This is a genomic window from Peribacillus sp. BM1 (assembly GCF_056679975.1).
Genome location: NZ_CM155259.1, coordinates 1924767 through 1939132 on the forward strand (window position 1 = coordinate 1924767; position 14366 = coordinate 1939132).

11 protein-coding genes are annotated in these 14366 nt (G+C 39.3%); all 11 read left to right on the plus strand.

Annotated elements, in window-relative coordinates:
* Window positions 1-428 precede the first annotated feature (428 nt).
* A complete protein-coding gene (gene ahpC, locus AC1MGI_RS09295) occupies window positions 429-992 on the plus strand; it encodes an alkyl hydroperoxide reductase subunit C (protein ID WP_480349458.1) in 564 nt (187 codons plus the stop codon).
* A gap of 12 nt (window positions 993-1004) precedes the next feature.
* Complete coding sequence (gene ahpF, locus AC1MGI_RS09300) at window positions 1005-2531, plus strand: alkyl hydroperoxide reductase subunit F (protein WP_480349459.1); 1527 nt, start codon at window positions 1005-1007, stop codon at window positions 2529-2531.
* Window positions 2532-2748: 217 nt separating this feature from the next.
* Window positions 2749-3885 (plus strand): M20 peptidase aminoacylase family protein, encoded by a 1137-nt coding sequence (locus AC1MGI_RS09305; protein WP_480349460.1) that lies wholly within the window; start codon window positions 2749-2751, stop codon window positions 3883-3885.
* 82 nt (window positions 3886-3967) lie between these two features.
* The gene (locus AC1MGI_RS09310) at window positions 3968-4090 is read left to right on the plus strand and encodes a hypothetical protein (protein WP_480349461.1); all 123 of its coding nucleotides are present in this window, start codon (window positions 3968-3970) and stop codon (window positions 4088-4090) included.
* Between the two features lie 362 nt (window positions 4091-4452).
* Window positions 4453-6054, plus strand: a complete 1602-nt coding sequence (locus AC1MGI_RS09315) for an ATP-binding protein (protein ID WP_480349462.1) — start codon at window positions 4453-4455, stop codon at window positions 6052-6054.
* A complete protein-coding gene (locus tag AC1MGI_RS09320) occupies window positions 6042-6725 on the plus strand; it encodes a response regulator (protein ID WP_480349463.1) in 684 nt (227 codons plus the stop codon). The genes AC1MGI_RS09315 and AC1MGI_RS09320 overlap by 13 nt, the downstream gene beginning before the upstream one ends.
* Window positions 6726-7307: 582 nt before the next feature.
* Window positions 7308-8600 carry a CitMHS family transporter gene (locus AC1MGI_RS09325; protein ID WP_480349464.1) on the plus strand — a complete coding sequence of 431 codons (1293 nt, stop codon included), beginning with the start codon at window positions 7308-7310 and terminating at the stop codon, window positions 8598-8600.
* Window positions 8601-9185: 585 nt separating this feature from the next.
* Window positions 9186-10676, plus strand: coding sequence for a spore germination protein (locus AC1MGI_RS09330; protein WP_480349465.1), 1491 nt, complete (start codon window positions 9186-9188; stop codon window positions 10674-10676).
* 19 nt (window positions 10677-10695) lie between these two features.
* Complete coding sequence (locus AC1MGI_RS09335) at window positions 10696-11787, plus strand: GerAB/ArcD/ProY family transporter (protein WP_480349466.1); 1092 nt, start codon at window positions 10696-10698, stop codon at window positions 11785-11787.
* On the plus strand, window positions 11784-12866 hold the full coding sequence (locus AC1MGI_RS09340) for a Ger(x)C family spore germination protein (protein ID WP_480349467.1): 1083 nt from the start codon (window positions 11784-11786) through the stop codon (window positions 12864-12866). The genes AC1MGI_RS09335 and AC1MGI_RS09340 overlap by 4 nt, the downstream gene beginning before the upstream one ends.
* Before the next feature lie 398 nt (window positions 12867-13264).
* Complete coding sequence (locus AC1MGI_RS09345; protein ID WP_480349468.1) at window positions 13265-14365, plus strand: AbrB family transcriptional regulator; 1101 nt, start codon at window positions 13265-13267, stop codon at window positions 14363-14365.
* Window position 14366: the final 1 nt, after the last annotated feature.

Consider the following 14366-nt stretch of genomic DNA (forward strand, 5'->3'; position numbering starts at 1 on the left):
CCCCTTTATATAAGAAGCTGGCTCTGCCGTCTACTATCATGCCGGCCCGACCAAGTAGAGTGCACGTTTCTACTGGAAAAGAGTGTTTAATCTTATTCAAAATTTTTTGGTAAGAAAGTTTTGATATTAAAGGTTACAGTATTCAGAAGCTATTGAAATATTTTATTAGTGATGGGGTAGAATAAAAGCAAAGTCCATTATCAAAGAAAACCATCAATTAAAACAACGATCGGTAAAGTTGTGCATTTTCCTTGACAAAACAATTACTTTTATACGATAATAAATATTGAATTAGAATTATTATAGTTAAATAATAATTATTATGGTTAAATAATAATTATCGATATATAAGTAACTAGAGTTTCGGATAGATGTTCTGAAACCAACTATTTATAATTCTCAAAAACACACGCAGGAGGAAATTAATTATGTCTCTAATTGGAACAGAAGTAAAAGCTTTCAACGCATCAGCTTATCAAAATGGTCAGTTTGTCGATGTTACTGAAGAAAATCTAAAAGGTCAATGGAGTATAGTTTGCTTTTATCCGGCAGACTTTACATTCGTATGTCCAACTGAGCTTGAAGATCTACAAAACCAGTACTCAACTCTAAAAGAACTAGGGGTTGAAGTGTATTCCGTTTCAACAGATACTCACTTTACACATAAAGCATGGCATGATAGCTCAGAAACGATTGGTAAAATTACCTATCCAATGATCGGTGATCCTTCACATACAATCTCTCGCAACTTTGATGTGCTAATCGAAGCTGAAGGGGTTGCTGATCGCGGTACTTTTATCATCGATCCAGACGGCATCATCCAAGCTGTTGAAATTAATGCAGGTGGCATCGGCCGTGATGCAAGCATTCTTGTTAACAAAGTTAAAGCAGCACAATATGTTAGAAACAATCCTGGTGAAGTTTGCCCAGCTAAATGGCAAGAAGGTTCTACCACACTTAAACCAAGCCTTGATCTTGTAGGAAAGATTTAAGGAGTACGATAAATGATACTGGACGCAGACATAAAGGAACAATTAACCCAATATCTTCAGCTTATGGAAGGTGATGTGTTACTCAAAGTTAGTGCAGGAGCTGATGATGTATCTAATGATATGCTAGCTTTAGTGGATGAATTAGCTGCTATGTCATCCAAAATTAATGTAGAGAAAACACACCTACCAAAAACACCGAGTTTTAGTGTAAATCGTATCGGCGAAGACACTGGGGTAACTTTTGCTGGTATTCCTTTGGGACACGAATTTACTTCATTAATATTAGCTCTGCTACAGGTTAGTGGAAGAGCTCCAAAGGTGGATCAAAAGGTAATTGATCAAATTAAAAACATTAACGGCGAATATCATTTTGACTCTTATATCAGCCTAAGTTGCCACAACTGTCCTGATGTTGTACAAGCACTGAACTTGATGAGCATTCTTAACCCTGGCATTACACATACCATGATTGACGGTGCGGCATTCAAAGAAGAAGTAGAAAGCAAAAACATCATGGCAGTACCAACGGTGCTCCTCAATGGAGCACCCTTTGGTAACGGCCGTATGTCTCTAGAGGAAATCCTCTCCAAGATAGGCAGTGCTCCAGATGCATCAGAGCTTGCTGATAAGGATCCATTTGATGTACTTGTTGTTGGAGGCGGCCCAGCCGGTGCAAGTGCAGCAATCTATGCAGCACGTAAAGGTATTCGTACAGGCGTTGTTGCTGAACGCTTTGGCGGTCAGGTCATGGACACCATGAGCATTGAGAACTTTATCAGTGTCAAGTATACTGAGGGTCCTAAGCTCGCAGCCAGTCTTGAAGAACATGTTAAAGAGTATGATATTGATGTGATGAATTTACAGCGTGCTAAGCGTTTAGAAAAGAAAGAATTCATCGAAATTGAACTCGAAAACGGTGCAGTTCTAAAGAGTAAGACCGTAATCATTTCAACGGGTGCTCGTTGGCGCAATGTTGGTGTACCCGGCGAAGAAGAGTTTAAGAACAAAGGGGTAGCATATTGCCCTCATTGTGATGGTCCATTGTTTACAGGAAAACACGTTGCGGTTATTGGCGGCGGAAATTCTGGTATTGAGGCAGCGATTGATCTTGCAGGCATTGTGAAACATGTAACGGTTCTTGAGTTTAATCAGGAGTTAAAAGCTGATTCTGTACTACAAGATCGTTTGTACAGTCTACCTAATGTAACGGTCCTCACGAACGTTCAAACAAAAGAAATTACCGGTACTGACAAGGTAGATGGTATTTCCTACGTTGATCGTGATACAGGAGAAACTCAGCATATTGAATTGCAGGGTGTGTTTGTTCAAATCGGTCTTGTACCAAATACCGATTGGTTAGGCGAAACAGTTGAACGTAATCGCGGTGAAATCGTTGTAGATAAACATGGCGCTACGAACATCCCTGGAGTGTTTGCTGCAGGCGATTGTACCAATAGCCCATATAAACAGATCATTATTTCTATGGGATCAGGTGCGAATGCAGCCTTAGGTGCATTCGATTATCTAATCCGCAATTAAGGAAAACCCAATATAAAAAGCCCAACTTCTCAGTAAAATTGAGAAATTGGGCTTTTTTTGTTACTTCATCAATGACCCGTTTGTTGAATAAAAAAATACGTCTTGTTCTACTAAACAAAAATTGAAGGAACACGTACGTAATATGCTTTAAAAACGATCAGAATGGAAAGATGTTATTATATTAGTAATTAGATAAATTCAGAGAGGGAGGGACAACATGAAAAAATACATCGAACAGCTTAAACCGACGCTAGATAGCATATTTGAGCATTTGCATCAGAATCCAGAGGTTAGTTGGAAGGAATATGAGACAACTGCGTATATTCAGCAAATACTCAGTTCGCATGGTTTCCCATTCCATATGTTTGTTGATTGTACCGGGCTTGTTGTAGAAATGGGTAGTGGTGACTTTTGTGTAGGTCTGCGAACAGACATGGATGCGCTTTGGCAGGAAGTGAACGGTCAGTTTCAAGCCAACCATAGCTGTGGTCATGATGCACATATGACGATGACGATCGGAGCCATGTTGCTTTTGAAAAAAGTGAATGCTTTTCAAAAAGGAAGATTCAAGTTTATTTTTCAACCTGCTGAAGAGAAAGGAACCGGCGCGTTAAAAATGGTTGAAAAGCACGTTGTTGATGATGTTGATTTTCTTTATGGTGTTCACTTAAGACCCATTCAAGAGTTGAGGAACGGCCAAGCGGTTGCCGCGATTTATCACGGTGCCGCGAAGTTTATTGAAGGAGTGATTATCGGTGAAGATGCTCATGGTGCACGGCCGCATCTTGGGCAGAATGCGATTGAAATCGGTTCCTCCCTTATTCAAGAAATCAAGGGTATTCACCTCGACCCATTGGTTCCTTATACAGCGAAAATGACTAAATTTATAGCAGGCGGTGATTCTGGGAATCTAATTCCAGGGAAAGCTTCGTTTTGTATAGATTTAAGGGCGCAAACGAATGAAGTGATGGATGAACTAACTGAAAAGGTTGAGAAAATAGCAAGCGCATTGGCGAATTTATATGGGGTGAAAATCCATTTGGAAGCAAAGGGATATGTTGCGGCGGCAGTTGTCAATCAAGAGGCAAGAGACTATATGGAAAAAGCAATTGTTGAGAGTATTGGAGCGCAGCATGTAATGGAGCCGATTGTTTCTTCAGGAGGCGAGGACTTTCATTTTTACACACTAAAAAATCCTCATTTAAAAACGACAATGCTTGGCTTAGGGTGTGATTTAAAACCGGGGCTACATCATCCCAATATGACCTTTAATCATGATTGCATCTATACAGGGGCAGAGATTTTAGCAAGAACCGTGTTGCAAACCATTGAAGCATATGAAAGGAAGAAGTAATCTGCTTTCCTTTGAAGTCGATTGGTTTCACAACCCTAGTAGGGGCACTATAGCCGATTACAGATAGAAATAAAATCCAGGTATGGTTTGCGTGATAACAGGTGAAATCAGCCCAGAGAATAAGCGATATGGGAAAAGGAATTTAATTTTGAGCCCGAGAGGTGTAGACATTCTGCTTGAAGAATGGGGGCAAATTTGTAAGTGAAAAAATGTATGACAGAGAACAGGACGATCTTCCTCTAATGATTCAAGGACGTCCTGTTTTTTCATCCCGCATTAATCCCCCACTGATGGAAGATTTACTTTATGTAGCGTTTTTTATAATGAAGATTAAAGAATTGTAATGCAGTACATACAAAGTCAGGTATCTTCTATATATTGAAGAATTTTTGTGCTTAATACAAAAGTAATTTGTAAAACGAATCAGTTTAGTGTGTTCACAATTATTACGATGATGGACATACGAACATGTATGGATAATATTATTTCCTATTTTGAGATGATTTCATTTTTATAATCCGATAAACTTTAAAAAAAAGTGAATGAAAATTGAGGATGCTGTTGAATATGAGAAGAGTATCACTACAAACAAAAATTCTTGGGTTAGTGCTTACGTTAAGCTTATTTCTGATTATTTTATTAACGTCATATTTTACCTATATGGAAGGTAAGCAAATTGCAGAGGATAGAGGTCTCATCGCTTTGGAGCTATCTAAAGTCATTTCATTCATGCCTACTATTATCGAGGCATTTGAATTAGAAAACCCTTCTGAACATATCCAACCTGTTATCGAAAAAATCCGGAATGAAACGGGTGCCGAATTTATCGTAGTCGGAAATAAAGCTGGAATTCGCTATTCCCACCCAATGCCATCAGAAATTGGTAAGCGTATGTTAGGGGGAGACAATGAGCGGGCGATTCAAAATGGTGATTATTATATTTCGGAAGCACAAGGTTCCCTTGGTCTTTCAATGAGAGGGAAATCGCCGATATTTGATAAGGATGGCAATATAATTGGGATTGTTTCGGTAGGCTATTTAGTTGAGGATGTTAAGCAACAAATCGTAAGAAATGTGTCCAAAGAGTTGCTTGTTTCTTTCCTAGCTCTCGTTATATCAATAATAGGCAGCTATTTGCTTGCACGGAGTATACGTAAAGATACAATGGGATTAGAGCCATATGAAATCGCCAATTTATATAAAGAAAAAAATGCCGTGCTTCATTCCGTAAAAGAAGGGATCCTCTCCGTTGATAAAAACGGCATGATCAATTCCATGAATAATCCAGCAAAAAGACTGCTGAATGTTAAAGGAACGGTTCGCCGTATGAAGGTAGACGGATTATTTCCTTCAAGTCAATTATATGATGTTCTTAAAACAGGCGAACCGCAAATCAATCGGGAAATGACTTGGAAACATCAAACGATTATTGTGAGCATCACGCCGATATTTGATGATGATGGAGTAAGTGGTGTAGTTGCTTCATTTCGTGATAAAACGGAAATCGAGCAAATGGTGAACACTTTATCAGAAGTGAAAATGCATTCAGAGGATTTAAGAGCACAAACACATGAATATACGAACAAATTATATGTCCTATCTGGATTAATCCAATTAGGGGAATATGACGAGGCAATAAATATGATTCAAAGTGAAAGTTCTGAGCTGCAATTTCTCAATCAGATTGTATTCGAACAAATAAAGGATACAAAGGTTCAGGCAATCTTGTTAGGGAAATTAGGCAAGGCGTCTGAAAAAAAGCTTAGATTTGAAATAGATTCGCAAAGCTACATAGACAAACTTCCCGACCATATTAAACTGTTCCAGCTAACTCTTGTTCTTGGTAATTTAATAGATAATGCCTTTGAGGCTGTTTATGACATAGAGGATCCGATTGTAAAGTTATTCGCGACTGATATTGGAGAGGATATTATCTTTGAAGTAAGTGACAATGGTAAAGGGATCACGGAAGAAGAAATGGACGTGCTTTTTGAACGCGGTTTCACTTCGAAGACGAGTGAAAAACCAAGAGGATACGGACTTTCTAACGCTGATAGTGCAGTAAAGGAACTAGGCGGCATTATTGAAGTGCATAGCGAGGCAGAAAACACGGTATTCACGGTTTATTTGCCCAAAGAAAAGAGAGGAGGAGAAGAATGGGGAAAATAAGAGCAGTCATTGCAGAAGATGATTTTCGTGTAGCGGAAATTCATGAGAAGTTCCTGAATAAATTTGCAGAAATAGACGTAATAGGTAAAGCATTAAATGCAAAACAAACGATTCAAATTTTGGAGCAAAAGAAACCGGACTTGCTTCTTCTTGATGTATATTTGCCAGATCAACTCGGAACTGATTTGCTACCAGTCATTCGTCAAAAATACCCAAACGTGGATATTATCATGATTACGGCAGCAATCGATCAAGAAATACTTGAACAAGCACTTCGCTATGGTGTGGAATACTATTTGGTCAAACCAGTAAAAATGGAGCGTTTTGATCAAACGATTGAAGAATATCTCAATAAGTCTCAGCTTTTGCAAACTAAGCGTGATTTAGACCAAGATTTTGTAGATCTTATTTTGCAAAAAAACTTCCCATCCAAGAAAAACAAAGGGTCTTTATTACCTAAAGGTGTCGACGAAATTACATTATCTAAAGTGAGAACTGTCCTTGAAATGAGTGATACGAGTTTGTCGGCAGAGCAAGTGAGTGTTCAAATTGGTGCTTCGAGGACAACTGCAAGACGATATCTGGAATATTTGATATCTGTTCAGGAATGCAAAGCTGAAGTAGTATACGGTGTTGTCGGGAGACCAGAACGGAGATATTGTAAAATTTGATGGGAATCCTTATCTTGATTACTAGAAGGACTGAAACATATTGATTGAGTTCGGTCTTTCTCTTTTTTATGAAGGACATGGGGATAGGGCTTCACGACTTACTAATCTAGCCATCTATTTATAACGTATACTGATTTTACCTTAGAAAGCATCCGAAATTCCGGCTCCGCACCGCCATCAGTATGATTAGGTGAGTGTAGTGTGTTAAATGGTACATCCTTTATAGTAACTGGTGGCGTTTTAACGCCAGATTCGTTTTGTATAAAAAAACGAATCTCTATGTATTTACGGAAAGTCAGAAAGCCTTTCGTGAACAAAATGAACAAAATTTTCACAATTATTTTAAAACACTTTAATTTGAAAACGCTTACAAATTAACGGACATAGATTACAATTTATCTAGATATAAGTGCGGGTTCAAAAAGGAGGATAAAAAGAGCCGAGAAGTTCGAGGAGCGCATCTCGAGAACCTTGCACGTATGCGGTAATACGTAAGGACTGGAGAGACAGAGCTTTGATGCAATTCGCAAGCTTTTTTACCGGACTTTTTGAACATCCTCTATAAGATAAGGAGTGATAAATATGCTCGCTTTACTTGGATATTTGATGATAATTGTATTTATGATTTTAATTATGACGGGGAGACTTTCTGCTATGATTGCTCTCATTGTCGTGCCAATTGTATTTGCACTCATAGGTGGCTTCGGGAGTGAAATGGGTCCGATGGCGTTGGAAGGAATCAAAAGTGTTGCTCCAACCGGAATCATGATATTGTTTGCGATTTTATTCTTTGGTATTTTGATTGATGCTGGAGTTTTTGACCCAATTATTAAGACAATTCTTAAGTTGGTAAAAGGAGATCCTGTAAAAATTGCCATAGGTACAGCTGTTTTGGCCCTGCTCATTTCACTAGATGGAGATGGGACCACTACATACATGATTACAATTTCTGCAATGCTTCCTCTTTATAAAAGAATCGGCATGAGACCGCTTTTATTAGCAGGGATTGCTGTTTCTTCTTCTGGCGTTATGAATCTTCTTCCTTGGGGAGGACCGACAGCAAGGGTGATGACAGCATTGAATCTTGAAATGTCAGATGTATTCACACCTGTTATACCTTCTATGATTGGCGGTGTTCTATTCGTTTTGTTCATGTCTTATTGTCTCGGGAAAAAAGAAAGAAAAAGAATTGGTGTAATAGAGTTCGACTATCAGGGGGTAGCTCAACAAGCGGCTGCAACTGAGGAATTATACTTAAAGCGCCCTAAATTAATCGTTTTTAACTATGCGTTAACGATAACCTTATTAGTAGCACTAATCATGGAACTACTGCCATCAGCCGTTTTGTTCATGATGGGTTTTGCCATCGCCATAACGATAAATTATCCGAAATTAAGTGATCAAAAAGAACGTGTAGCCAATTATGCTGACAATGCTTTATCTGTTGTTTCGATGATATTTGCTGCTGGAATTTTCACTGGCATTCTTGCAGGAACGGAAATGGTGGATGCTATGGCAAATTCGTTGATTCAGCATATTCCAGATGTAATGGGTTCGCATTTTGCTGTAATCACAGCAGTTATTAGTGCACCGTTTACGTTCTTCATGTCCAATGATGCCTTTTACTACGGCGTACTTCCATTACTGGCTAAGGCTGGAGCAGCATATGGAATCGATCCTGCCTTGATCGGTAGAGCTTCTCTTTTAGGATTGCCTGTTCATCTATTAAGTCCACTTGTTCCTTCTACCTATCTATTGGTCGGGATGGTAGGAGCAGATTTTGGCGCACTACAGCGTTCCTTCTTGAAGTGGGCATGTGGTTCAACAGCTGTCATGATTATTGTTGCTGTTGTATTAGGAATCATCCCTCTATAAACTGACGAAAGATTAAGTAGATGCATAGAAGCTAAGAATAGCGAATTAAAGCACAGACACGGGTATGACATTGTATCATCTTCGGGTCTGTATGGAATTGCGAGGTGCAATGGCGGTATTTACAGTAAATATTAAAAGGATATTGAAACTACTAGGCTAAGAAATAGGTCCATATAGCCTATCAATCGATCAAAAAAGACGACTCTAGAATTCAAAAATGAATTTGAGTCGTCTTTTTTTTATCTAGCTATACAAATCAATTAAAAAACTACAAGTTTTTCAGTGGCCTCTTTAATGGGGAACAGTTTCTCACGAACATAGAAGGTGGAGGTGTCTAGATTTATGAGATCATTATATTAGCTTAGGGTCTTTATGAAGACTCGAGTCTTAGTTAACGACTTTAGTCAGCGACATTTATGTCTAAATCCACCCGCTTTAGTAGATTGTCGTTTAAAAGATAATTAAACAACAACTTTATTGTTATTCAAAATTAAGAGTATAAGTTCTGTTGTCTATACTCATATTAAAATTATTGAATTTACTTTTCTCTAAGAAAAGCAGTAGTAATAGGAGGTGAGATTTCCAATGTGGAAAAAGCCGAAACAAGACCAGTCATCTTTTGAAGAAAGCGAACTTGCTAAGCTTTTAACAATGTGCAAAGAGTCATCAGACTTTCTTACTTTCAGGCTTCATGAAAATTCTCCCTTTTTCATTGCTTATTTTAAAACTTTAGTTAAACCGGAGATCATTCACCACGATATTCTCCCTGCCATTAAAGAAGATGAGCTTTCTACTTTAGAAGAAATAAAAGAAAAGTTGTCGATTGAGGATCTTTCTATTACAGACAAGATACAGGATATTCAAAATAAATTAATGACCGGATGCTTGATTTTCTACAATACAGAATCTCCTTCTGCCTGCCTGCCGGTTCCAGCACCAGCCGTCGAAAAACGGCAAGTAGCCACTCCGGAAACGGAATACTCAGTCGCTGGGCCGAAGGAAGCTTTTGTTGAATCACTTGATACAAATTTAAACCTTGTGCGTAAACGCTTGCCGATTCCTGAGTTGCAGATAAAAGAACTACAAGTCGGAAAGTTATCGAAAACCCGGGTCGCAATCGTTTATGTAAAAGGAATCGCTGACCAGGAAAACGTGAATACCGTTATCAATCGGATTCAAGAGATCGAATACGATGAAATTACAGACAGTTCGTTTCTTAGTCAAATGATTACCGACAATAAAAACTCGCCATTCCCGCAGTTAGTCGGCACAGAGAGGCCTGACCGGCTTACCGCTGTACTCACCGAAGGGAAAGTTGCCATCCTTTCAGACGGGTCACCCACTGCGATATCAGGTCCCGTGACACTCATTTCATTTTTCTCGGCATTTGAAGACTATTTATCCAATTGGAGTGTCGCATCCATATTCCGGTTGCTTCGGTTATTTGCAGTTCTTTTCTCTACTTTAGCCACATCGATTTATGTAGCCATTTTAACGTATCATTACGAAATGCTTCCCCGCGATGTAATAGCAACACTGATTACATCGCGGGGAAGCATCCCGTTTCCACCTGTTTGGGAGGCATTTTTACTTGAATTGGCGATTGAACTTTTGCGAGAAGCAGGTGCCCGGCTACCGACAAAAGTTGGTCAAACAATTGGAATTGTAGGGGGTATTGTACTCGGAACAGCAGCTGTTCAAGCTGGCTTAACGAGCAATGTCCTGCTCATTGTCGTGGCCACCAGCGCGCTTGCTTCTTTCACCACGCCTATTTACGAGCTCAGCAATGCAATCCGCTTAATTCGTTTTCCATTTCTGCTGTTTGCTCAACTTCTCGGTCTCGTAGGGGTCGTCATATCTTTTTCTTTTCTTATGGCTCATCTCTTAAAGCTGACATCTCTCGGGCGCCCTTTTCTTGAGCCAATATATCCGTTACGCGTGCAGGATTTCAAAGATTCTGTTATTCGCCTACCGTTTAGCAAACAGGCACACCGCCCTCTGCAAATAAGAGCGGAAGACCCTGTAAGATTTCATCCAGAGGCTCCGCCCAAAAAAGACTGGGATATTGACGACTAATTTATAATGGAGGTGCTGTATGCTGCCCTTACCTTCGGAGAACCGGAAAGTCTCTCCTTTCTTTGTTTTTTATATAATTGTCACTACGCAAGTAGCCATGGGCACACTCAGCTTTCCACAAAAGCTTATCAAAGTCGCAGAACGGGATGCTTGGATTTCTGTTATTATCGCTGGCCTCTCCATTCACGTGATGATATGGATGGTCTATCGAATATTAAATAAAGGAAATAATGATATTACCGTTATCCATAAGCAACTGTTTGGAAAGTGGCTTGGCGGGCTCCTCAGCCTAGCATTGATTGTTTATTTGCTTATTCTAGCAGTCTCCGTGCTCCGGTCTTATACTGAAATGATTCAAGTTTGGATCTTTCCTGAATTGCAAACATGGTATATGGGCCTGATTCTCTCTGTGCTTGTGTTTGTGTATGTCATCGGAGGTTTTCGAGTCGTTGTTGGGATGTGCTGTATTAACTTCATTTTCATCTTTACTTTATTTATAATGTTATGGTTTCCTTTACAGGAATCTGAACTTTATTATCTTTTTCCTGTTTTCGATCAACCCGTGGCCAAGATTTTGTCCGCCTCCAAAGGGATGACTTTGTATTTTATGGGGTTTCAATGTCTTTTTTTCTTTTATCCCTTTATAAAAAATGCCCGAGGCTCCCAAAAGTGGGCACAATATGGAGTGGTTTTTACTACATTTACTTATTTAGCAATCACGTTCGTTTGCATCATGTTCTTTACTAAAAATCAATTAATTAAGCTGATTTGGCCGACAATCGCTCTTTGGAAAATTGCTGATTTCCCTTTTCTTGAAAGATTTGAATTCGCGGGTATCTCCCTTTGGCTGTTGAACATTCTTCCTAGTGCTTGTTTATTTGTTTTGGCTAGCACGAGAGGACTAAAACAGCTGTTTTCTGTGAAACAAAAATATAGCCTTATCTTAATTCTCATCATGATCACTGTGGCGGCTGTTCTTATAAAAGACCACAAGCAGATTGATCAACTAAATGCAATGATACGCTTGGTGAGCCTTTACGTCACTTTTGCTTACATTCCTTTTGTGTTTTTTTTCCAATTGATTAAAAACAAAAGGAGGAGAACATCATGAACATGAAGGCTTATTTATTATGGAGCATTTTCATACTTGTCCTGCTGTTCAATTTTTCGCTTGAAACACATGTGCTTGAAAATATTCAGCATGTTTCTGCTATAGGTTTTGACTATGTAGACGACCGCCGGATGAAAGGGACAGCCGCTGCTCCTTTTTATCCTCCGGGGATGGATGTTAAGCCGTTAAATGCCTACTTTACAGCTGTCGGACATAATATTCTAAGCATCTTACAACAGCAGCAGATACAAGCCCAAAAAAAACTCGCTACAGGTCGTTTACAAAATATTTTGATTAGTAAAGAGTTGGCGAAACATGGAATCGAAGAGATCGCTGATCCAATTAGCCGTTCGACCAAGATTGGCCGGGATGTTTACATTGCGGTCGTCGACGGCAGCACCGAGGAGTTGTTGACTTTTCCGTATCCAAATACGCAGACAACGGCTCAATATCTTTCCGATTTCATGCAAAGAACTATGAAAGATGTTATTCCCAATCCAACTGCTCATCATTTTCTGGCTCAGTATTACGGGACCTACCAAGATATATTTCTGCCTATTATTGAGAAAAAGAAAGATCATATTAGATATAAAGGTCTTGCCCTTTTCAAGGATAATAAATACGTAGGAGCACTTTCAATCAAGGATAGCTATCTATTTAATAATCTTTACAATAAGACTAAAGAAGGCACTGAGGAATTAAGATTGAAGGATAAAACATACGTTACTCTTGAAAAAATTCGATCCAAAGTGAAATATAAAGTATCCGGCAACCAGGATAATCTGCGGGTTTCGATTCATGTTTCGATGGTAGGTCAGGTTAGAGACGCTCCCGGCTTATCGACTAATGGGACCATTATTAAAGAAATTGAGCAGAAGTATAGTAAAGAAAGTACGAAAAGAGCGGAAAAGATGATGAAAAAACTTCAGGAATTAAATGTCGATCCACTCGACATCGGCGATAGAGTCCGGAGTCATTTTCGGAATTTTAATGAAAAAGAGTGGGAGGAAAATTACCCAACCGTTCCCATTGAATTTGATATGAAGGTTCATATTGTGAACACCGGTATCACGGAATAGAAAGTGATATTTTCTCCCAGTTTTACAAGCTGTACCCCGATTGGTTCAACGATCCATCAGTAGTGGGGGATGAACACTCCCACCTACTGATTAAGATTCACTTTATGTAAAGTGCACGTCTTTTTCTATTGCAAAATGTCTCGTTGGCAAACAAGTCTGGTATGGATGCAAAACTTTTGAGTGAAGGCCCTGATCATTGAGGCAGTAGTAGTGGGTGGCTTAACGCAGGGAGTCCATCCCTTTGTGTTCGTAAAACAAATCAGTCCGTTCTTTCCTAACAATTACATACATAACATAATCTTTACTTATGATTAGTCATATTAAAATGTTATTTTATTTATGACTGTTCATTCTTTATAATAAATGATATAAGGTGCGGAAAGAAGGCCGATGTAAAATTGAAAAAAAATATATGGTTGTTTATTGTACTAAGCAGCGCAGGTGGTTTTTTGCTTTCATTGACAGGTTTGTCAATAGGGTGGATGCTTGGGACATTGCTCGTTGCTGCCCTTATTTCTTTCGGATTCCCAAATTTTCTAGAAGCGAAAGGTTTGCCGAAATACTGGTTGTATATTGGGCAGTGTATTTTAGGCATTGAACTTGGTCAAAAAATTAATTTATCTGTTCTATCAGTCTTTCAGCAACATTGGATTGTCATAATCGTCATGCTACTGCTTTCAATATTGTTTTCATTACTATCTGGTTTGGCACTTTGGAAATGTAGTCAAACGAATATGCTGACGAGTTTTTTCGGTACGGCACCGGGTGGATTATCAGCTATGCCGGGGATGGCTGAGGAAGTCGGCGCTAACACAGCGGTCGTTAGCATCATTCAAACGATGCGCGTTTTTCTTGTTATTTTAATTATCCCGATTATTGTGTCCGTATTGGCGATCATTCCGACTGAACCAGTTATCGTACAAACGTCAGGCCCTATATTTGAAATCGATCACCTTTTATGGAGTATAATGCTTGCTGTCATTGCCTATGGGGGATACCGTGTCGGTAAATACTTAAAATTTCCAGCGCCATGGCTCCTTGGTAGCATGGTGGGAGTTGCCAGTGTGCAATCCATCACCTCTACCTCAATGGGACACGATATGATTGCCTTTTGGCCACATAGTATCATGGTGGTATCACAAATTTTAATTGCCGTATCGATCGGCTCTCGTTTCCGTAAAGAAATGTTTATCGGTTTAAAACAAACATTAGTCGTCGCGTTCATCAGTACGCTCGTTTTAATAGCGGCGATGTTCGCATGTGCGTACTTTGTTTCCGAAATCACAGGAATGGCGTTTATGACCACAGCCCTCGCATTTGCACCGGGTGGCATTGCGGAAATGGCGACAACAGCAGTCGTTCTAGATGCTGATTCCACATTTGTTGTGGCTGTGCAGGTGCTCCGAATTATCGTAGTTTGTCTCGTACTGCCGCCAATTTTCAAATTGCTGCATAAGTGGGACATGAAAAAAAGTGCGCATACTCATATCTCAGTTTAAT